The 21,711-nt window shown below is 48.0% G+C and carries 22 protein-coding genes and 2 other annotated features; all 22 genes read right to left on the reverse strand.

Annotation, left to right across the window (positions count from 1 at the left end; all coding sequences use genetic code 11):
- Nucleotides 1-75: 75 nt before the first annotated feature.
- Nucleotides 76-543, reverse strand: coding sequence for a 30S ribosomal protein S7 (gene rpsG, locus KNO91_RS14455; protein ID WP_012727682.1), 468 nt, complete (start codon nt 541-543; stop codon nt 76-78).
- 48 nt (nt 544-591) lie between these two features.
- The gene (gene rpsL / locus KNO91_RS14460) at nt 592-1,014 is read right to left on the reverse strand and encodes a 30S ribosomal protein S12 (protein ID WP_012727683.1); all 423 of its coding nucleotides are present in this window, start codon (nt 1,012-1,014) and stop codon (nt 592-594) included.
- A 290-nt stretch (nt 1,015-1,304) separates the two neighbouring features.
- Nucleotides 1,305-4,904 carry a DNA-directed RNA polymerase subunit beta' gene (gene rpoC, locus KNO91_RS14465; RefSeq protein WP_214791060.1) on the reverse strand — a complete coding sequence of 1,200 codons (3,600 nt, stop codon included), beginning with the start codon at nt 4,902-4,904 and terminating at the stop codon, nt 1,305-1,307.
- A gap of 22 nt (nt 4,905-4,926) precedes the next feature.
- Nucleotides 4,927-8,475 carry a DNA-directed RNA polymerase subunit beta gene (rpoB, locus tag KNO91_RS14470; protein WP_214791113.1) on the reverse strand — a complete coding sequence of 1,183 codons (3,549 nt, stop codon included), beginning with the start codon at nt 8,473-8,475 and terminating at the stop codon, nt 4,927-4,929.
- A 193-nt stretch (nt 8,476-8,668) separates the two neighbouring features.
- On the reverse strand, nt 8,669-9,265 hold the full coding sequence (locus KNO91_RS14475) for a class I SAM-dependent methyltransferase (protein ID WP_074032423.1): 597 nt from the start codon (nt 9,263-9,265) through the stop codon (nt 8,669-8,671).
- A gap of 79 nt (nt 9,266-9,344) precedes the next feature.
- A complete protein-coding gene (rplL, locus tag KNO91_RS14480; RefSeq protein ID WP_074032420.1) occupies nt 9,345-9,713 on the reverse strand; it encodes a 50S ribosomal protein L7/L12 in 369 nt (122 codons plus the stop codon).
- A 60-nt stretch (nt 9,714-9,773) separates the two neighbouring features.
- Nucleotides 9,774-10,280, reverse strand: coding sequence for a 50S ribosomal protein L10 (gene rplJ / locus KNO91_RS14485; RefSeq protein WP_214697119.1), 507 nt, complete (start codon nt 10,278-10,280; stop codon nt 9,774-9,776).
- A gap of 44 nt (nt 10,281-10,324) precedes the next feature.
- Nucleotides 10,325-10,478, reverse strand: a sequence feature (ribosomal protein L10 leader region).
- A gap of 59 nt (nt 10,479-10,537) precedes the next feature.
- Entirely contained in the window at nt 10,538-11,224 is a 687-nt protein-coding gene (gene rplA, locus KNO91_RS14490; protein ID WP_074032415.1) for a 50S ribosomal protein L1, read from the reverse strand.
- A gap of 94 nt (nt 11,225-11,318) precedes the next feature.
- A complete protein-coding gene (rplK, locus tag KNO91_RS14495) occupies nt 11,319-11,744 on the reverse strand; it encodes a 50S ribosomal protein L11 (protein ID WP_012727690.1) in 426 nt (141 codons plus the stop codon).
- A 147-nt stretch (nt 11,745-11,891) separates the two neighbouring features.
- Complete coding sequence (gene nusG, locus KNO91_RS14500; protein ID WP_012727691.1) at nt 11,892-12,443, reverse strand: transcription termination/antitermination protein NusG; 552 nt, start codon at nt 12,441-12,443, stop codon at nt 11,892-11,894.
- A gap of 16 nt (nt 12,444-12,459) precedes the next feature.
- Nucleotides 12,460-12,630: a preprotein translocase subunit SecE gene (gene secE, locus KNO91_RS14505; protein WP_074032412.1), complete on the reverse strand. Its 171-nt coding sequence runs from the start codon at nt 12,628-12,630 to the stop codon at nt 12,460-12,462.
- Nucleotides 12,631-12,664: 34 nt separating this feature from the next.
- Complete coding sequence (rpmG, locus tag KNO91_RS14510; RefSeq protein ID WP_026824819.1) at nt 12,665-12,811, reverse strand: 50S ribosomal protein L33; 147 nt, start codon at nt 12,809-12,811, stop codon at nt 12,665-12,667.
- Nucleotides 12,812-12,939: 128 nt separating this feature from the next.
- Nucleotides 12,940-13,581 carry an RNA polymerase sporulation sigma factor SigH gene (gene sigH, locus KNO91_RS14515; RefSeq protein WP_031421852.1) on the reverse strand — a complete coding sequence of 214 codons (642 nt, stop codon included), beginning with the start codon at nt 13,579-13,581 and terminating at the stop codon, nt 12,940-12,942.
- Nucleotides 13,582-13,790: 209 nt separating this feature from the next.
- Nucleotides 13,791-14,330 carry an NYN domain-containing protein gene (locus KNO91_RS14520; protein WP_214818616.1) on the reverse strand — a complete coding sequence of 180 codons (540 nt, stop codon included), beginning with the start codon at nt 14,328-14,330 and terminating at the stop codon, nt 13,791-13,793.
- Nucleotides 14,327-15,076, reverse strand: coding sequence for a 23S rRNA (guanosine(2251)-2'-O)-methyltransferase RlmB (gene rlmB / locus KNO91_RS14525; RefSeq protein ID WP_214791111.1), 750 nt, complete (start codon nt 15,074-15,076; stop codon nt 14,327-14,329). Before rlmB ends, KNO91_RS14520 begins: the two co-directional genes overlap by 4 nt.
- Before the next feature lie 109 nt (nt 15,077-15,185).
- On the reverse strand, nt 15,186-15,590 hold the full coding sequence (locus tag KNO91_RS14530; protein ID WP_214796632.1) for a Mini-ribonuclease 3: 405 nt from the start codon (nt 15,588-15,590) through the stop codon (nt 15,186-15,188).
- The gene (gene cysS, locus KNO91_RS14535; RefSeq protein WP_214796630.1) at nt 15,587-16,984 is read right to left on the reverse strand and encodes a cysteine--tRNA ligase; all 1,398 of its coding nucleotides are present in this window, start codon (nt 16,982-16,984) and stop codon (nt 15,587-15,589) included. The genes KNO91_RS14530 and cysS overlap by 4 nt, the downstream gene beginning before the upstream one ends.
- A complete protein-coding gene (gene cysE / locus KNO91_RS14540; RefSeq protein ID WP_214796628.1) occupies nt 16,953-17,642 on the reverse strand; it encodes a serine O-acetyltransferase in 690 nt (229 codons plus the stop codon). The genes cysS and cysE overlap by 32 nt, the downstream gene beginning before the upstream one ends.
- 52 nt (nt 17,643-17,694) lie before the next feature.
- Nucleotides 17,695-17,902 (reverse strand) — a binding site (T-box leader).
- Nucleotides 17,899-19,356, reverse strand: coding sequence for a glutamate--tRNA ligase (gltX, locus tag KNO91_RS14545; protein ID WP_214818620.1), 1,458 nt, complete (start codon nt 19,354-19,356; stop codon nt 17,899-17,901). (Overlaps the previous feature by 4 nt.)
- A gap of 45 nt (nt 19,357-19,401) precedes the next feature.
- Entirely contained in the window at nt 19,402-19,875 is a 474-nt protein-coding gene (gene ispF, locus KNO91_RS14550) for a 2-C-methyl-D-erythritol 2,4-cyclodiphosphate synthase (RefSeq protein ID WP_214791050.1), read from the reverse strand.
- A complete protein-coding gene (gene ispD, locus KNO91_RS14555) occupies nt 19,872-20,552 on the reverse strand; it encodes a 2-C-methyl-D-erythritol 4-phosphate cytidylyltransferase (RefSeq protein ID WP_214796644.1) in 681 nt (226 codons plus the stop codon). Before ispD ends, ispF begins: the two co-directional genes overlap by 4 nt.
- Before the next feature lie 56 nt (nt 20,553-20,608).
- Nucleotides 20,609-21,673 (reverse strand): PIN/TRAM domain-containing protein, encoded by a 1,065-nt coding sequence (locus KNO91_RS14560; protein ID WP_214791040.1) that lies wholly within the window; start codon nt 21,671-21,673, stop codon nt 20,609-20,611.
- Between the last annotated feature and the right edge of the window lie 38 nt (nt 21,674-21,711).

Here is a 21,711-nt window from a genome sequence, read left to right on the forward strand (position 1 = left end):
GCGCGCACACGATATGATTATACCCGAAAGCCACTCCGTTAAGCCATGCTTGGCGGAGTGGACTTTACGATTAAATTACCAACGATAGTGAGCAAACGCTTTGTTTGCTTCTGCCATCTTATGCATGTCTTCGCGTTTCTTAACAGACGCACCAGTGTTGTTGGCTGCATCCATGATTTCGTTCGCGATACGTTGCTCCATCGTTTTTTCGTTGCGGAGACGAGCGTAGTTCACGAGGTAACGAAGACCAAGTGTTGTACGGCGCTCTGGACGAACTTCAACAGGAACTTGGTAGTTAGCTCCACCTACACGGCGTGCTTTAACTTCAAGTACAGGCATGATGTTGTTCATTGCTTCTTCGAACACTTCCATAGGCTCTTTGCCTGAGCGTTCAGCGATGATGCCAAATGCGTTGTAAATGATAGTTTGAGCTGTACCTTTTTTACCGTCTAACATGACACGGTTAATGAGGCGAGTTACCAATTTCGAGTTGTAGATCGGATCTGCGATAACGTCACGACGTTCTGCACGGTTTTTACGCATCCGAGTACCCTCCTTTCAAAATTTCAATTGTAGTTTAGTTTGCGAGAATTACTTCTTCGCAGCTTTCGGACGTTTCGTACCGTATTTAGAACGGCCTTGCATACGTCCATCAACACCTGCAGTGTCAAGCGCACCACGGACGATGTGGTAACGTACCCCTGGTAAGTCTTTTACACGTCCTCCACGGATAAGAACAACGCTGTGCTCTTGAAGGTTGTGGCCAATACCTGGAATGTACGCAGTCACTTCGATTTGGTTAGTCAAACGAACACGAGCATACTTACGAAGTGCCGAGTTCGGTTTCTTCGGAGTCATTGTACCAACACGTGTACAAACACCACGTTTTTGTGGTGAGCTCACGTTTGTTTGTGACTTGATGAAACTGTTGTAACCTTTGTTAAGTGCTGGAGAGTCAGATTTAACGACTTTCGATTTACGTCCTTTACGGACTAACTGGTTAATAGTAGGCATCTTTGAAGATCCTCCCTTCCTGAATGTTGCTATTTTCTAGTCCCACCGACCCGGGTGGTTCATTTAAGGTCATAACGAAACGCTTTTACGAGGCGTAGGCATTCCATGACCTCGCAAAAACGTGAGTTATACCTTGAAAGTGGCAATTGTAGCAGCCAAACCTTCCCGTAGAAAGTTCGGATGGACGTCCAAGTAGCTTGCCGACTGCTGGACATCGTTGTCATCGACAACAACCGATTGGCGGCACTAAATCATAGTAGCACCGCCAACCTGCGCTGTCAAGACGTATTTTACTCGACCGTTGTATCTTCGAGTGCAACTGGCGCCTCATCTTCTTTAAGTTCGACATCACGGTAGACCGCCATTCCAGTACCAGCTGGAACAAGTTTACCGATGATGACGTTCTCTTTGAGTCCGAGGAGATAGTCGCGTTTCCCTTTGATTGCTGCATCCGTCAAGACACGAGTCGTTTCTTGGAACGAAGCTGCTGAGAGGAACGAATCTGTCTCAAGCGATGCTTTTGTGATCCCGAGAAGGACTGGTTTTGCAGTCGCTGGGTGTTTACCGTCACGAATCGCATCTTTACACGCTTCTTTGAAGACGCTGATGTCGACAAGTGAACCTGGGAGAAGTGGTGTGTCACCAGACTCGATGACTTTGACACGACGAAGCATTTGGCGAACCATGACCTCAACGTGCTTATCACCAATTTCTACCCCTTGCATCCGGTATACTTTTTGAACTTCTTGGAGAAGATAGTTCTGAACACCAGATACACCACGGACGGCGAGCAATTCTTTCGGATCGATCGAACCTTCCGTGAAGACTTCACCGGCCTCTACTGTATCGCCGATTTGAACACGGAGACGCGCTCCGAATGGAATCGTGTAAGAACGTGTTTCACTGAATCCTTCGACCGTGAGTTCACGCTTGTCACGCGATTCCGTGAAGTCGATGACCGTACCAGAGATTTCCGAGATGACCGCTTGACCTTTCGGGTTACGGGCTTCGAATACCTCTTGGATACGTGGAAGACCTTGTGTGATATCGTCTCCGGCAACCCCACCTGTGTGGAAGGTACGCATTGTAAGCTGCGTTCCTGGCTCACCGATTGATTGTGCGGCGATGATACCGACGGCTTCCCCGACTTCAACATTTGATCCAGTAGCCAAGTTACGTCCATAACACTTCTTACATACGCCGTGTGACGTGTTACATGTGAAGGCCGTACGGATTTCAACTTGCTCGACACCCGCATCAACGATGACGCGTGCGATGTCTTCTGTGATCAATTCGTTCTTATCGACCAACACTTCGCCCGTTTCAGGGTGTGTGACCGTTTCGAACGATGTACGTCCGACGAGGCGGTCGTACAAGTTTTCGATTTCTTCCGTACCTTCGCGGAGTGCAGATACGCGAATCCCGCGGTCTGTTCCACAATCTTCTTCACGGATGATGACATCTTGCGCAACGTCAACGAGACGACGCGTCAAGTAACCTGAATCGGCTGTCTTCAAGGCTGTATCGGCAAGACCTTTACGAGCCCCGTGAGTCGAGATGAAGTACTCTTGAACCGTCAGACCTTCACGGAATGACGATTTGATTGGAAGTTCGATGATGCGACCAGATGGAGCGGCCATCAAACCACGCATACCCGCAAGCTGCGTAAAGTTAGAGGCGTTACCACGGGCACCAGAGTCAGACATCATGAAGATCGGGTTCAAGCGGTTGAGGGATTTCATCAATCGAGATTGAATTTCATCCTTCGCTTCGTTCCAAGCACGTACAACGCGCTCGTAACGCTCATCTTCTGTGATGAGACCACGACGGAACGACTTCATGATTTGGTCGACTTGTTTTTGTGCCTCATCCAAGATTTCCTGCTTATCAGGAAGTACGATGATGTCGGCGATCCCAACTGTCACACCGGCTTTCGTCGAGTGTTTGAAGCCGAGATCTTTCATGCGGTCAAGCATGCGGCTTGTTTCAGTCGTTTCAAACTTCTGGAACACTTCCGCGATGACTTTTCCAAGGAATCCTTTTTTGAACGGGTCGATAATTGGACGTGATGCGATTTCTTCCGCAACGTTCGCCCCTTTGTCGATGAAGTACTTATCAGGAGTTGCTTCCTGCAAGTTTTCCATCGTCGGCTCGTTCAAGTATGGGAACGTGTTCGGCAAGATTTCGTTGAAGATCATCTTACCAACAGTCGTAATGAGCAGTTTCTCGTTCTGTTCGTCTGTGAACGTCGGGTTGTTGAGCGTACGTGCCGGAAGCGCCACACGCGAGTGCAAGTGGACATATCCGTTTTGGTAAGCGATCAATGCCTCGTTGACGTTCGAGAACACTTTCCCTTGACCGACGGCATCTTCACGTTCAAGTGAGATGTAGTAGTTACCGAGGACCATATCCTGCGATGGTGTAACAACTGGTTTACCGTCTTTCGGGTTCAAGATGTTCTGTGCAGCGAGCATGAGAAGACGTGCTTCCGCTTGTGCTTCTGCAGAAAGCGGAACGTGGACGGCCATTTGGTCACCATCGAAGTCGGCGTTATAAGCCGTACATACGAGTGGGTGAAGGCGAATCGCACGACCTTCAACAAGAATCGGTTCGAATGCTTGAATACCAAGGCGGTGAAGTGTCGGGGCACGGTTCAAGAGAACTGGGTGCTCACGGATGACTTCTTCAAGGACGCCCCAGATTTCAGGTTGCATCTTCTCGATTTTGCGTTTTGCGTTCTTGATGTTTGAAGCGATGCCACGACCGACAAGCTCTTTCATCACGAACGGTTTGAAGAGCTCAAGTGCCATCTCTTTTGGAAGACCACACTGATACATCTTCAAGTTCGGTCCTACGACGATAACCGAACGTCCTGAGTAGTCGACCCGTTTACCAAGAAGGTTTTGACGGAAACGACCTTGTTTCCCTTTCAACATGTGTGAAAGTGATTTGAGCGGACGGTTACCAGGACCTGTTACCGGACGACCACGACGACCGTTGTCGATGAGGGCGTCAACCGCTTCTTGAAGCATACGCTTCTCGTTTTGCACGATGATGTTCGGCGCGCCGAGATCGAGCAAACGTTTGAGACGGTTGTTACGGTTGATGACTCGACGATACAAGTCGTTCAAGTCAGATGTCGCAAAGCGTCCACCATCGAGCTGTACCATTGGGCGAAGCTCTGGTGGGATGACAGGAAGTACTTCAAGGATCATCCAGTCTGGATTGTTCCCTGATGTGAAGAACGCATCGAGAACTTCCAAACGTTTGATCGCACGTGTACGACGTTGACCTTGGACAGTTTTCAACTCTTCTCGAAGCTCGCCTACTTCTTTTTCAAGATTGACGTCTTGAAGGAGTGTGCGGATTGCTTCAGCACCCATGTCTGCTTTGAAGTCGCTACCGTATTTTTCACGATAGAGACGGAACTCTTTTTCCGAGAGAAGTTGTTTCTTCTCAAGCGGTGTATCACCTGGCTCTGTAACCACGTAAGAAGCGAAGTAAATCACTTCTTCAAGTGCACGTGGTGACATATCGAGAACAAGCCCCATGCGGCTTGGAATCCCTTTGAAGTACCAGATGTGCGAAACTGGTGCCGCGAGCTCGATATGGCCCATTCGCTCGCGACGTACTTTCGCTTTCGTCACTTCAACGCCACAACGGTCACAAATGACTCCTTTATAACGGATTCGTTTGTACTTCCCGCAGTAACATTCCCAGTCTTTCGTAGGACCGAAGATTCGTTCACAGAACAATCCGTCCTTCTCTGGTTTAAGTGTACGATAGTTGATCGTTTCCGGCTTTTTGACTTCACCGTAAGACCACGAACGGATCTTCTCTGATGAAGCCAAGCCGATTTTCATATATTCAAATCGATTAACATCTACCAAGGGGCCGACCTCCCTTTTCGCCTTATTCCTCTTCCGTAACAGTCGGTTGAACGACTTGTTCTAACGCCGATGTTGCGTTCGGGATGTTGTCGTCATCTTCATCTTTCATTTCGACTTCTTCATCATCCGCTGACATCATCTTGACTTCCATACCGAGCGCTTGAAGCTCTTTGATCAAGACGCGGAATGATTCAGGAACGCCCGCTTTCGGAACGCTCTCGCCTTTCACGATGGCCTCGTATGCTTTCACACGACCAACCGTGTCATCCGACTTGATTGTCAAGATTTCTTGGAGCGTGTAGGCTGCGCCGTACGCTTCAAGAGCCCAAACTTCCATCTCCCCGAAGCGCTGACCACCGAACTGTGCTTTACCACCGAGCGGTTGTTGCGTAACGAGTGAGTATGGTCCAGTCGAACGAGCGTGAAGTTTGTCATCAACCATGTGCGCGAGTTTGATCATATACATGACACCGACAGAGACACGGTTATCGAACGGTTCACCCGTACGACCGTCATAGAGACGCGTCTTCGCATCTTTATCCATACCAGCCTCTTCAATCGTTGCCCATACGTCTTCCTCACGCGCTCCATCGAATACAGGTGTTGCCACTTTGATGCCGAGCTTCTTCGCTGCCATTCCTAAGTGAAGTTCAAGCACCTGACCGATGTTCATACGAGATGGTACCCCAAGCGGGTTGAGCATGATGTCAACCGGTGTACCGTCTGGCATGTATGGCATATCTTCTTCAGGGAGGATCCGCGAGATAACACCTTTGTTACCGTGACGTCCCGCCATCTTATCCCCTTCGTGAATCTTACGTTTTTGAACGATATAGACACGTACCATTTGGTTGACGCCTGGAGACAATTCGTCGCCGTTTTCACGGTCGAACACTTTGACATCCAAGATGATTCCGTCTCCACCGTTTGGTACACGAAGTGACGTATCACGTACTTCACGTGCCTTCTCACCGAAGATTGCGTGCAAGAGACGCTCTTCCGCCGTCAATTCTGTAACTCCCTTAGGCGTTACTTTACCGACGAGGATATCGCCATCTTTAACTTCAGCTCCGATGCGGATAATTCCACGATCGTCCAAGTTACGAAGTGCGTCATCTCCGACGTTTGGAATATCACGCGTGATTTCCTCTGGCCCGAGTTTCGTGTCACGTGACTCTGACTCGTACTCTTCGATATGAATCGATGTGTACACGTCATCTTTCACGAGACGCTCACTCATGATGATCGCATCCTCATAGTTGTAACCATCCCATGTCATGAAGGCAACGACGACGTTACGGCCGAGCGCGAGCTCACCCATATCCATCGACGGACCGTCTGCGAGGATTTCTCCTTTTTCGACACGGTCGCCAGCTGCGATGATTGGTTTCTGGTTGTAGCATGTCCCTTGGTTTGAACGGACATATTTTTGAAGTTTGTAACGGTCTAAATCACCTGAAACCTCAGAACCGTTGACGTCAGACGTGCGACGGATCAAGATTTCACGCGCTGTGACGCGTTCAACGACACCTGGGTATTTCGCAACGATCGCTGCCCCAGAGTCTTTCGCAGACACGTACTCCATTCCAGTACCGACGATCGGTGAATCTGGTTGGAGAAGTGGTACTGCTTGACGTTGCATGTTCGCTCCCATGAGGGCACGGTTCGAGTCATCGTTCTCAAGGAACGGAATACATGCTGTCGCGGCAGAAACAACCTGTTTCGGCGAGACGTCCATGTAATCGACTCGGCTTGGCTCAACTGACAAGTTTTGTCCGCGGAAACGGCAAAGAACTTGTTCGTCTGCAAAGTGACCGTCTTCTGTGAGCGGCATGTTCGCCTGTGCGACGACGTAGAGGTCTTCCTCATCAGCCGTCATATATTGGATATCGCCAGTAACAAGACCTGTTTCCGGGTCAACACGACGATACGGTGCTTCGATGAAACCGTACTCGTTCACTTTCGCATAAGACGAGAGTGAGTTGATGAGTCCGATGTTCGGTCCCTCCGGTGTTTCGATTGGACACATCCGACCGTAGTGCGAATAGTGAACGTCTCGAACTTCGAAACCAGCACGTTCACGTGTCAAACCACCCGGTCCAAGTGCAGAGAGACGACGTTTGTGCGTCAACTCAGCAAGCGGGTTCGTCTGGTCCATGAACTGTGACAATTGCGAGCTACCGAAGAACTCTTTAAGTGATGCGATTACCGGGCGAATGTTAATAAGCGCTTGCGGTGTGATCGCGTTTTGATCTTGAATCGACATACGTTCTTTTACGACACGTTCCATACGAGAAAGCCCGATCCGGAATTGGTTTTGGAGAAGTTCTCCGACTGAACGAAGACGACGGTTTCCTAAGTGGTCGATGTCATCTGTTGTTCCGACTTCGTGAAGTAAGTTGAAGAAGTAGTTGATTGAAGCGATAATATCAGCCGGCGTAATATGCTTGATACTGCGGTCGATATTGCCATTTCCGATGATGTTCAAGATACGCTCTCCATCTGGGTCATCTGGTGAGATGACTTTGATTGATTGAAGACCGAACGGTTCACCTTCAGCGACACCACCAGTTGGTTCCGCATCGACATAACCGAGGCCGTTCTCCAAGTGTGGGAGGATACGATCTAAGTTGCGACGGTCGAGGACTGTTCCAGCTTCAGCGAGTACTTCACCTGTTTCTGGGTCCACGAGTGTTTCCGCTAATTTTTGACCGAACAAGCGGTTCTTAAGATGAAGTTTTTTGTTCATCTTATAGCGACCGACGTTCGCCAAGTCATAGCGTTTCGGGTCGAAGAAACGTGACACGAGAAGTGATTTTGCGTTTTCTACCGTTGGTGGTTCACCAGGGCGTAAACGCTCATAAATCTCAATCAACGCTTTCTCTGTAGACTCTGTATTATCTTTTTCAAGGGTGTTACGAAGATATTCGTCATCCCCGAGAAGGTCGATAATTTCTTGGTCCGTACCGAATCCGAGGGCACGCAACAACACCGTTACCGGAATTTTACGGGTACGGTCGATACGAACATAAACGATATCTTTAGCGTCTGTCTCAAGTTCGAGCCAAGCACCACGGTTCGGGATGACGGTTGCGCCAAATCCACGTTTACCGTTTTTATCGAGTTTAGCGTTATAGTACACGCTTGGTGAACGGACAAGCTGGGAAACGATGACGCGTTCTGCGCCGTTAATGATAAACGTTCCCGATTCTGTCATGAGCGGGAAATCCCCCATGAACACTTCTTGTTCTTTGAGCTCACCTGTCTCTTTGTTTTGGAGACGCACTTTTACGCGAAGTGGCGCAGAATAAGTAACGTCGCGCTCCTTCGATTCATCGATCGAATACTTCGGCTCGCTGAGCGAGTAATCGATGAACTCCAATACGAGGTTTCCTGTGAAGTCGGAAATCGGCGAAATGTCCGTAAACATTTCCTTCAATCCTTCACGCAAGAACCACTCATAAGAAGCAGTTTGAATTTCAATCAAATTCGGAAGCTCTAATACCTCACTGATACGGGCAAAGCTTCTTCTCTGACGGTGACGACCGTACTGAACAAGTTGACCAGTCAACTGATTCACCTCTCAGACCCCCAATTCTTTAGCGAATTTTTCGGGCGTAATAATCGAACATTGTCATTGAATGTCGCTCGTTTTCCGTCCCTAAAAAGCAGCAGACACGGCAGTTTCAAGCGAATTCCATTCCAATGGCATTTTATAATGTTAGCATATACGTTATGGCGAGTCAACAAGACTTCACCGTTTGTCAAGACCGAATTGCTCGGAAAATAAAGTAACCTTTCTCTTTCGCAATTGTTTCGACTTGACCAAACACCTCTTCTAGTAATTTCTTAGCAGAAGGTGCTCCTTGTTTCTTTTGAATGACGACATAGATTGCTCCCCCATCGACCAAATGCGCATGTGCTTCACGCAAGATCGTATGGACGACTTGTTTCCCCGCGCGAATCGGCGGATTGGTGACAATGGCGGCAAACCGTTCTCCCCCCACCGCGTCATACGCGTGAGAAAGTCGTGTTTCGACCGTCACTCCATTACGGGCGGCGTTTTGCTCAGAGAGCGCCAGCGCACGCTCATTTACATCAATGAGCAAGGCTTCACGCCCAGAGGCATCGGCAAGCGAGATCCCCATTGGACCATAGCCACAGCCTACATCTAAAATACGTCCTGAGACATCAGGCACTTCAAACGACTCAATTAAAAGACGCGACCCAAAATCGACCGATCCTTTCGAGAACACACCGCGGTCCGAAGTGAAATGATACTGTTTCCCTCGCAACTCGTACGTCCATGTCTCCGGGGCACTTTCCGAACGTGGATCGTTCGTGTAGTAATGATCTCCCATGCGTTGAACCTCCTAACCCTTTCTTCAAGGAAATAAAAGAAGCTCGCCGTGGCGAGCTTCTATAGGTTGTGAAGTTGAATTACTTAACTTCAACAGATGCGCCAGCTTCTTCAAGCTTAGCTTTGATTGACTCAGCGTCTTCTTTAGAAACGCCTTCTTTGACTGGAGCTGGAGTTCCGTCAACGAGTGCTTTTGCTTCTTTAAGGCCGAGACCTGTGATTTCACGAACAGCTTTGATGACGTTGATTTTACCAGCGCCAGCGTTTGTGAGTACTACGTCGAATTCAGTTTTCTCTTCAGCTGCTGCGCCTGCGCCAGCACCTGCAACTGCTACTGGAGCTGCTGCTGATACGCCGAATTCTTCTTCGATTGTTTTTACGAGTTCGTTAAGTTCGAGAACCGTCATTGATTTGAGGTCTTCGATGAATTGCTCTTTGTTGAAAGCCATTATGGTTTTCCTCCTTTGATGTTGTGAAAAAGTTTTTTGAGTTACGCTACGCGATAAAAATTAAGCTGATTGCTCTTCTTTTTGTTCTGCGATTGCGTTTGTTGCGACTGCGAGCCCACGGATTGGAGCTTGAAGTACGCTGAGAAGCATCGAGAGAAGACCATCGCGTGATGGAAGTTCTGCAAGGGCTTTGATTTCTTCGAGTGAAGTCACTTTGCCTTCGATGATTCCGCCTTTGAGTTCGAGCGCTTTGTGCTCTTTCGAGAAGTCGTTCAAGATCTTCGCTGGAGCAACAACGTCTTCGTTAGAGAAGGCGATTGCTGTAGGACCAGTGAAGACTTCGTCAAGACCTTCGAAGTTCGACTGAGTAGCTGCGCGGCGAAGAAGACCGTTCTTGTAAACTTTGAACTCGATTCCAGCGTCACGGAGTGATTTACGGAGTGTAGTCACTTCTTCAACTGTAAGTCCACGGTAGTCAACAACAACTGTTCCAACGCTCGCTTGCATTTTCTCAGCGATTTCATCGACGAGTGCCGATTTCTGAGCTACGATTTTTTCGTTTGCCATGTGTTTGCACCTCCTAGTCAATTCTTATACCGGACGAGAGGCTGCTCTCCAAAAGAAATCCCTCGTATGAAGACATACGAGGGCGTAATTGTTTGAAAGTAAACCTGTGACAACAGGCTCAAGTTCGAGCAAAGACACCTCGGAAGGGTTTACGGACCGATGTCCACCTTCTGTCTACGGTAATCCAACATATTCGGTTGAACGTGTATTACTTTAACAGCGGTGTCACACGTTGTCAACAATTTATTTCAACAAGATTACTTAAGGAAATCCGCAGTCGCTACACGGATCCCAGGACCCATTGTAGATGAAAGCGCGATGTTTTTAAGGTAAGTTCCTTTTGCAGTAGCAGGCTTCACTTTCATGAGTGTTTCGAGAATTGTCTCGATGTTCTCAGTGAGTTTAGATGCTTCAAATGACTTCTTACCAACTGGAACGTGGATGTTACCAGCTTTATCAACACGGTATTCAACTTTACCAGCTTTGATATCCGCGATTGCTTTTTCTACGTCGAAAGTAACTGTTCCTGTTTTCGGGTTAGGCATGAGGCCTTTAGGTCCGAGAACACGACCAAGTTTACCAACTTCACCCATCATGTCAGGTGTCGCAACGATTACATCGAAGTCGAACCATCCTTGTTGGATTTTGTTGATGTACTCAGCGTCGCCAACGTAGTCTGCGCCAGCAGCTTCCGCTTCTTTCACTTTCTCACCTTTAGCGAAGACGAGAACTTTTTGTGTTTTACCAGTACCGTGTGGAAGTACAACGGCACCACGGATTTGTTGGTCTGCTTTCTTCGGATCTACGCCGAGACGGACAGCAACTTCGATTGTTTCATCGAATTTAGCAGTAGCTGTTTTTTGAACGAGCTCGACAGCTTCAGCGAGGTCGTATGACTTCGTGCGGTCAACAAGCTTAGCTGCTTCTTGGTGTTTTTTACCCATGATCTTTTCCTCCTTGTGGTTAGCGGAATTTCCTCCCACATAATGAAGGGATTGAAGGTGAGCAGTATTCACCGACAACCCCAGAGACTAACAATTAGTCTTCGATTACAATACCCATACTACGTGCAGTACCTTCAACCATAAGCATCGCTGTTTCTACAGATGATGCGTTAAGGTCAGGCATTTTAAGTTCAGCGATTTCGCGAACTTTGTCACGCTTAACCGTTGCTACTTTCTTACGGTTTGGTTCACCAGAACCACTCTCGATACCAGCAGCTTTCTTCAAAAGAACTGCAGCTGGTGGAGTTTTCGTAATGAATGTAAACGAACGATCTTCGTATACCGTGATGACTACAGGAATAATCAATCCGGCTTGGTCTTGTGTACGAGCGTTGAACTCTTTACAGAATCCCATGATGTTAACACCTGCTTGACCAAGTGCTGGACCTACTGGTGGTGCTGGGTTAGCTTTACCAGCTGGGATTTGAAGTTTAACGAGTTTAGAAACTTTTTTCGCCACGAGACACACCTCCTTAAGTCTAAAATGTGGTTTCTTGGACGTTGTGCGCCCTCCCACTCAATCTATTAGGTCGAGTTTGTACCGAAATATAGCACAACATCAAACATTTTCGATTGTACCATCCGTTTCACGGATTAGCAAGTGGGTTTAGTTAATTTTCTGAACTTGTTCGAAATCAAGCTCAATTTTTGTTTCACGACCGAACATGTCGACCACGACTTTGAGCTTCTCTTTGTCAGCTTCAATCTCATCGATTGTACCTTCAAAGTTCTCGAACGCGCCTTCTTTCACGCGGACAAGGTCACCGAGTTCGTAGTTGTAACGATCTTTCTTCTCGATGAGACCCATTTGTGACAAGACGTTTGTCACTTCGTCCGGTTGAAGCGGGATTGGTTTTGCTCCGCCACCCGTTGAACCGAGGAAGCCGGTGACGTTAGGCGTGTTGCGGACAACATACCATGAATCGTCAGTCATGACCATCTCTACGAACACGTAGCCCGGGAAACTTTTGACTTCACGCTCTTTAATTTTCTTTTCGCCACTCTTTAATGTGACTTCTTCTTGCGTCGTTTCAGTCGGGACGAGGACGCGGAAAATTTTATCTTCCATGTTCATCGAACCGATTCGACGTTCTAGGTTTTCTTTGACGTTATTCTCAAAACCTGAGTACGTCTGGACAACAAACCACTGTTTCTCCACGGCTTTCACCTCTTCCTTAGTTAATCAATAAATTGACGAGATAGCTGACTCCAGTATCTACGCCGAACACGAACAGGCCAATCACGACAACGGTCGCGATGACGGTAACGGTATATTTCGTGAGTTCTTTACGAGTTGGCCAACTCGTTTTTTTCAACTCTTTCCATACGTCGCGCAAAAAGTTCATGGTAGCTTCCTCCTACATTGAATGCCAATCTACGTTACTTTGATTCTCGATGCATCGTATGCGCGTTACAGCGGCGACAAAACTTTTTCATTTCAAGCCGTGTCGACACACCATCTTTTTTTGTCGTCGAATACTCCCGAGACCCGCATTCTGAGCAAGCGAGACTTACTTTCTTTGCCATTCATAAGCGCCCCTTTCGACTAATCCCTCTTAAAAAAGAGCGAAAAAAAAACGCCTCCTGTAAATGGCGTCTACGGACAAGGCGCTGCTTTTAAAGTATCACATAGGAGGCACGCGGTCAATCATCGGTTAGCTCGTGAGCATTCGGACGTCGACATGGCGTTCAAACTTCTTCTTCACGCGCTGTAACGCATTATCAATCGATTTGACATGACGGTCGAGGTCGTCTGAAATCTCTTGGTAAGAACGTCCGTCTAAATAAAGACGCAACACCTTCCGCTCGAGATCACTTAAAATCTCATCCATCTTCGCTTCCATAAATGTCTGCTCTTCTTGAGTAACGATTAGTTCCTGCGGGTCCGTCGGATGTGGTGGCAAAATGACATCGAGCAACGTCCGATCAGATTCCTCATCAAAAATCGGTTTATCGAGTGACACATATGAGTTGAGCGGAATATGTTTTTGACGCGTCGCCGTCTTGATTGCTGTAATCATCTGACGTGTGATACACATCTCGGCAAAACTTTTGAACGAGGCGAGTCGCTCGTCTTTATAGTCCCGCACCCCTTTATAGAGACCGATCATGCCCTCTTGGACGATGTCCTCATGATCTGCACCAATCAAGAAATAAGAGCGGGCTTTTGCTCGAACAAAATACCGGTATCGTTCAATCAAAAACTCGAGCGCGTCGCTATCCCCTTCGTTGCGCGCCAATAAGACCAACTCTTCGTCTGACATTTTTTCAAACTGTTCGTACGGCCATCCGTTCATGCTCGTTACCCCCCGGCGATTGATCCTGAACTATGTAAGGTTGTGTCCCATTATAGGACTCCCTACTCCTATGCGTCAAACAAATTTCTAAAAATTCCGTCAATTAAATACTGTGTAACTCATATATGTAATAGTATACAACATTCCTTTGCAAAAAAATGTCAAAATCGAAACAAAGACGAGTCCATTTCATGAACTCGTCCGTGATTTCAGTCACCTTTTGATTTACGACGTCGCATTTCTTCAAATCGTTCTTGAATATGCGGAGGAATATCGATCGTTTTTCGATTCGATTGTTCCTTCTCTAACGAGAGGCGTCGTTGCTCAATCAGTGTTTTGGCATGTTTCCAATCTTTTAATAATTCGGTCGCGGGGACACGTAAGGCACCTTGGCCAAAAATGACCCACTGCTCGGTGAAGTCGTTCGTCGCGACGAATAATGTGACGAGTCGGTTATCCACCAGTTCGTGCGCCCGCCGCTCGATCCATTCGTCTGCCGTTTCATTTTCTTTTGTATAGACGACATCGACACGACTTCGTTTTTCTTTCGATTCACGCCCGTATCGCATATGGGCATCGAAGACGATGGTGACTTCTTTCCCAGATACGGCCTGATATTCCGCCATCGCTTCAATTAACAAATTGCGCGCTTGGTCAAAATCCATATCGCGCAAACTTCTTAAATGCGGCCACGCCCCGATGATGTTATATCCGTCGACAAGAAGGAGCTCGCGCTTTTGGATACTCATGCTAACGGGTGACGTGAGCGATGCACTTCATACAGAAGGAGTGCCGCTGCAACAGATGCATTCAGTGACGTGACATGACCAACCATTGGTAAGTGAACGAGGAAGTCGCATGATTCACGCACGAGTCGGCTCATTCCCTTGCCTTCACTCCCGATGACCACGACAAGTGGCATATTCCCATCCAATCGACGATAATCCTGACTCTCTTTCGCATCTGTCCCAACGACCCATAATCCTTTTTCTTTCAACTCTTCGAGTGTCCGCGTCAAATTCGTCACGCGCGCAACCGGGATATGTTCAATCGCGCCCGTCGACGCTTTGGCGACCGTCTGAGTCAAACCGACGGAACGGCGTTTCGGAATAATGATCCCATGTGCCCCGACAGCATCCGCGGTCCGTAAAATCGAACCGAGGTTATGCGGGTCTTCGAGTTCATCCAACAAAATAAAGAGCGGTGTCTCCTCTTTTGAAGCGGCGAGCGCGAACATGTCCTCGATTGTTTTATACTCATAAGCCGCGACGGCCGCTACAACACCTTGGTGATGTTCACTACCAGCCATCTTCTCGAGTTTTGTTTTCGGTACGAATGACACTTGGACGGATGCTTCATTCGCCATCGAGATGATTTGAGCGAGCGGTCCTTTTTGTTGCCCTTCCATAACAAACACTTTGTTCATGTCGCGACCGCTTCGAAGTGCTTCGAGTACAGGGTTTCGACCGTAAAGAAAATCGATTCCTTCCTCCATCACGTCTACTTCCTTATAGTCCGGTCGTTCCGCCTTCTGATGGCGTGAACGTTCTGGACGTTCCCCACGCGGACGGTCAAACTTTCGTTTTTCCGCGCCCCGTTTTTCGTCATGTCGTTTCGGTCGACTCGGTTTCGAGTCGTTCGAACGCTTGTTTGATGAGTTCTTCAAGACGATCCCTTCTTTCTGTTAAGTAGATATAGCCAATCAATGCCTCAAATGCCGTAGAGTAACGATACGTATGGACGTCGACCCGCTTCGGAATCGAGCCTGACTTCGCATTCTTACCCCGTCTGACGACGGCTTGCTCTTCTTCTGTCAACACGTCCGTCTCAAGCCAATGGGTCACGACGCTCGCTTGCGCCCGCGCGTTCACGTAACGGACTGCCCCTCGATGCAAATCGTTCGGGCGCGTCAACCCTTGCTCGAGCAGTCTTTCTCGTACGGCCAATTCATACACCACGTCACCCATATAGGCGAGCGCGAGAGCATTCATTTGTTTCGGTTGCATCATAACCGTTTCCACCGAACCCCTTGGGCCGTGTCTTCGAGTTGGATGTTTTGTTCTTTCAGTAAATCACGAATCTCGTCAGCGCGGGCAAAGTTACGTGCCGCGCGTGCGTCGTTTCGTTCTTGAATCAATTGATCAATCTCGGCATCGAGCAATTCTTTCTCTTCAGCGAGCGTCAATCCGAGCACACCTGTCAATTCGTCGAATAACGAGAGAACTTGTTCGAGTGTCGTTTTTGCCACGTGATCCGCCTTGGCATAAATATTCGCTTCCCGTGCTAAGTCAAAGAGAACAGTCACGGCATTTGCTGTATTGATATCATCATCCATCGATTCGATAAACGACGTCTTGATTGCTTCAAGTTTCCGCTCCATCGACTCACTCGGTTCACCAAGTCCAGCTGTGACAGACAAGCGGTATTCGATATTTTGATACGCTTCTTTGATTCGACTCCAACCGTTTGCCGCCTGTTCAATCAATTCACGGCTGTAGTTGATCGGATGACGATAATGGACCGACAACATGAAGAAACGAAGGACCATCGGGTCGACTTCTTTCAATGCCTCGTGGACGAGTAGGAAGTTGCCGAGCGATTTAGACATCTTCTCATTTTCAATGTTGATGAATCCGTTATGCAGCCAGTAGTTGGCAAACTTCGCATGGTTACACGCTTCTGACTGGGCAATCTCATTCTCGTGGTGTGGGAATTTCAAGTCATGACCGCCCGCATGAATGTCAATCGTTGCGCCGAGATGCTTTTTCGCCATCGCCGAGCATTCGATATGCCAGCCTGGTCGTCCTTTACCCCATGGACTATCCCATGAAGGCTCGTCTGGTTTAGCGGCTTTCCATAAGACGAAATCGAGCGGGTCTTCTTTCTTTTCTCCGACATCGACGCGCGAGCCAGCACGTAAATCTTCGATGGATTGTTGACTTAATTTCCCGTACGTTTCAAACTTCTTCGTTCGGAAATATACATCGCCTTCTGATTCATAAGCAAACCCTTCTGTCTCTAACTGACGAATGAACTCGATGATTTCTTCCATTGTATCCGTCACACGTGGGTGTACGTCTGCCGGTTGTACGTTCAATGCTCCCGTATCAGCTAAATAAGCTTCAATGTAACGGTTTGTCAACGTCTCCGTGTCTTCCCCCAGCTCGTTGGCGGTGCGAATGATTTTGTCGTCTACGTCCGTGAAGTTCAAAACGTATTTCACCTCGTACCCACGATATGTCAGATAACGACGTACTGTATCGAAGGCAATCGCCGGACGGGCGTTCCCGACATGAATATAGTTGTAGACGGTCGGTCCACAAACATACATCGATACTTTCCCCGGAACAATCGGGACAAACGGTTCTTTTTTATTCGTGAGACTGTTGTACAGCTGAATCATGTGTCTTCTCCTCCATCCGCTTTTCAAGCGCCTCTAATTTTTGTTGTAGTTCATCCACTGCCGCTTCTAAGCGTTCTTGACACTCACGGTCTGGGTCTGGGAAACGATGATCGAGGTCATGTTGCTTCACACGCTTCCCATTTCGAATGACGACACGACCCGGAATTCCGACTACGGTCGAATCAGACGGCACATCGTTCAAGACGACAGAGCTCGCTCCGATTTTGACGCAATCGCCAACCGTAATGTTTCCGAGTACCTTCGCCCCTGCCGAGATGAGCACGTCACTCCCGATGGTCGGATGACGCTTCCCTTTTTCTTTCCCTGTTCCTCCGAGTGTGACGCCTTGATAAATCGTCACATCATTCCCGATAATCGCCGTCTCACCGATGACGACACCAAAACCGTGATCGATGAACACGCGATCACCGAGTACTGCTCCCGGATGAATTTCAATCCCGGTTACCCAACGACTGAACTGGGCTAACAACTTGGCCACCAACTTCACGTTACGTCTCCATAATCCGTGTGCGATACGATGTGCCCATATGGCGTGTAGACCTGGATACGTCAGTGCCACCTCTACTTTTGAACGAGCGGCAGGATCGAGTTCCAGGACAGTCCGCAAATCCTCGCGTACACTGCTCCAAAATCCCATAATTGATATCTCCTTTTCTTATACAAAAAACAAAGACGCCCCTGTGCCAAGGCACAGAGACGCCGTAAGCGCGGTTCCACTCTGTTTGGGAAAAAGTGTTCCCCTCTCAAGTCTCGTTAACGCCGAGTCGCGGCCTCGACTACATATCGCCGAGACGGCTCAGAGGTGCACTTCTTCGGGGGACACATCTAGAACTCCCAGCCTAGGTTCTAGTCTCTGCAAAGTGCCATACCGCTTACTTTCCTCATCGATGCCTTTATGCTAATAAAGTTGTCAGACGCTTTAAGACACGCTCTTTTCCGATTAACGAAATTGCGTTCGGGAGCTCTGGTCCATGTGTTTGTCCTGTCGTTGCGACACGGATTGGCATGAACAAGTTCTTCCCTTTTTGACCAGTTGCTTTTTGCGTCGCTTTCGTCGCCGCTTTAATCGCTTCTGGTGTGAAGTCTTCGATTCCTTCGAGCTGTTGTTTGAACTCTGCAAGGACAGCCGGAACCGTTTCTCCTGAAAGAACAGCATTCGCTTCCTCGTCATACTCGATTTCATCTTTGAAGAACAAGTCTGTCAACGCGACAATCTCTGCCCCGTGCGTCATTTGTTCTTTATACAATGCGATCAAGTTTGTTGCCCAATCTGCTTCTTCCACAGATACCGCCTCGGGTAATCGTCCTGCTTCTTGTAAGAATGGTAAACTGAGTGCCACTACTTCGTCAAGCGTGGCCTTCTTCATGTATACACTGTTGATCCAAGAAAGTTTTTGTTGGTCAAATACCGCTGGACTCTTCGATAAACGGTTCGCATCAAACATTTGAATAAACTCTTCTTTTGAGAAGATTTCTTCTTCTCCAACCGGCGACCAGCCAAGAAGGGAAATGAAGTTGAAGAGCGCTGCCGGCAAGTAACCGAGGTCCGCATATTGTTCGATAAACTGAATGATCGATTCGTCACGTTTTGATAGTTTCTTATGTTGATCGTTATAAATAAGCGTCATATGACCGAACTCAGGATATCCCCATCCAAGTGCGTCATATACCATCATCTGCTTTGGTGTGTTCGCAATGTGATCGTCTCCACGCAAGACGTGGCTGATTTTCATCAAGTGGTCATCGACGACAACCGCGAAGTTGTATGTTGGAATGCCATCTTGTTTCACGATGACCCAATCACCAAAGTCTTTCGATTCGAATGAGACGTCGCCTTTAACGACATCTGTCCACTTATACGTTACGCCTTCCGGCACACGGATGCGAATCGACGGCTTGCGACCTTCTGCTTCAAACGCTTCACGTTCTTCGACAGTCAGATTGCGGTGTGCACCAGAATAACGTGGTGCCTCGCCGCGCGCAATTTGTGCTTCACGCTCTGCTTCGAGCTCCTCTGACGTCATGTAGCATTTGTAAGCGAGACCTTTGCTCATCAATTCGTTGACGTATTTCTCATAAAGTGAAAGACGTTCCATTTGGTAATATGGACCGTAATCTCCGTCACGACCCGGACCTTCATCCCAATCGATTCCGAGCCACTCCAAATACTTCATTTGACTCTCGACACCGTTCAACACATTTCGTTTTTGGTCCGTGTCTTCAATTCGAAGAATCAATTTCCCGCCTGCATGACGAGCAAATAAGTAGTTAAACAACGCAGTCCGCGCATTCCCGATGTGGAGATGCCCCGTCGGACTAGGCGCATAGCGTACACGCACTTCACTCATAATAGTTCCACCTTTCTTCTCTTCTGCCCAAATAGTATACCATTTCTGTCAAGCTCGGTTGAGTAAGATGACCGCTTGTGCCGCGATTCCTTCTTCACGCCCCGTAAAGCCAAGCTTCTCTGTCGTCGTCGCCTTCACGTTCACCTGTTCGATGTCCGCTTCGAGAAGATCGGCAATGACCGCCCGCATCTCATCAATATAAGGACGTAACTTCGGACGTTGTGCCATGACGGTCGCATCCACATTTCCAAGGACATACCCTTCGTCTTTCACAAGTTGCCACACGTGGCGAAGCAACACTTTCGAATCTGCATCTTTAAATTCAGGGTCCGTATCCGGGAAATGCTTCCCGATATCACCTGCCGCAATCGCACCGAGTGCCGCATCGGCAATCGTATGGAGTAATACGTCTGCATCTGAATGACCGAGCAGACCACGTTCGTGCGGAATCTCGATTCCTCCTAAAATTAGCGGACGTCCTTCCGCAAATGCGTGTACATCAAATCCTTGACCAATTCTCATTGTAAGTCCTCCTTCGCTAAAATCGCATCACCAAACAATAAGTCTTCTGGCGTTGTCATCTTAATATTATGGTAGTCCCCAAGGACGACTTGTACAGTCTCACCAATCCATTCGAATAAGCTCGCATCATCCGTTCCCATCATCTGTTGTTCGATCGCCCGTTCATGAGCCGCTAAAATGGCATCGATCTGAAAGGCTTGCGGCGTTTGCGCCAACCATAAATTTTCACGGGGCACGGTTCGTTCGATTTGATGACGTTCGACTTGTTTGACCGTGTCCTTGACGGGTACCGCTAGAATGGCGCCACCTTGTAAGGCCGCTTCTGCCACTTGATGTAGCTGTTCGCGCTTTACAAATGGACGGGCACCATCATGAATCATCACAATCGTATCGGGTGCAACCACCTTGAGTCCTGCGTAAACACTTTGTTGTCGTTCTTCCCCACCTGTTACGTATGTAATCGGTGTTTCAACCTGTGTCGTCATCGCTTCAAACCATTCACGTTCCTCTGGACGAATCGCTAGAACGATTCGTTCACACCACGGATCGGTATCGAACGCTTGTAGCGTCCATACGATGATTGGTTTATCACGGAGCGACAACATCAGTTTATTCGCATCCGCCCCCATTCGTTTCCCTCTTCCCGCAGCCGGGATCACAACTGTATAAGATACTATGCTAAACACCTCTCTTCGTGAAAAAAGAGAGCGCTCACGCGTCTCTTTTTTGTTCGTTATTCAGGACGGGCAAAAATCATGCGACCTGCAGACGTCTGTAACACACTCGTCACGACGACAGGAAGCGTCTTCGAGATCAACTTACGTCCACCTTCTACGACGACCATCGTTCCGTCTTCGAGATAGGCAACGCCTTGATTTTGCTCTTTTCCTTCTTTAATGACCGTCACGACCATCTCTTCGCCTGGGATGACGATTTGTTTAACGGCATTCGCTAAGTCATTAATATTCAAGACCGGGACATTTCGAACTTCACATACTTTGTTTAAGTTATAGTCGTTCGTGACGACAATCCCATTTTTAAGCTCTGCCAATTTGATTAGTTTAATGTCGACTTCTGGTACGTCTTCAAAATCCCCATCATAAATTTCAACTTGGATTCGCTTATTCTCTTGAAGTTCCTTTAAAATATCAAGCCCACGACGACCACGGTTTCGTTTTAATGTATCCGACGAGTCCGCGATATATTGGAGTTCTCCGATGACGAACTGCGGAACAATCAACGTTCCTTCCACAAATCCAGTCGTGGCGATATCGGCGATTCGTCCATCGATAATCACGCTCGTATCTAAGATTTTATCATTTGAACGCTGAACCGGTTCAGCCGCCGGCTTCTCCCGCTCGCTCTTCACAAATAGCTTGATCCATTCGTTACGCTTCCGATATCCGACCGCGAATCCGAAGTAACCAAACAGCGCCGTGACAAAAATCGGGACGATTTTACTCAATAAGAAAATGTTCGTGACTTCGAGCGACACACTGATTAAAAAGGCAATCAAGAGCCCAATAATGAGGCCAATCGAACCGAATAAAATATCTCCTACCGGTAAACGGACGAGCCGTTCTTCGACAAAACGAATAAATGCAACAACACCATCGGTTAAGAATAAACTAAGAATGAAGAAGATAAGTCCACCAATCAAACTTGCTACGTATGGAATCGTTAACCATTCCGGCACATTCATGCCGAAGTCTCCTAATAATAGCGTCGCTTCGATAATTCCAAACCAACCTACGACGAGACCAATCAAAATAAATCCGATTCGTACTGCAATCTTCACTCATTCCACCTCCTTCTATATGAAATAAAATTTCAAAA

Origin of the sequence: Exiguobacterium sp. s59 (assembly GCF_018617475.1) — a bacterium.
In the GTDB taxonomy this organism is placed as follows: Bacteria; Bacillota; Bacilli; order Exiguobacteriales; family Exiguobacteriaceae; genus Exiguobacterium; species Exiguobacterium aestuarii.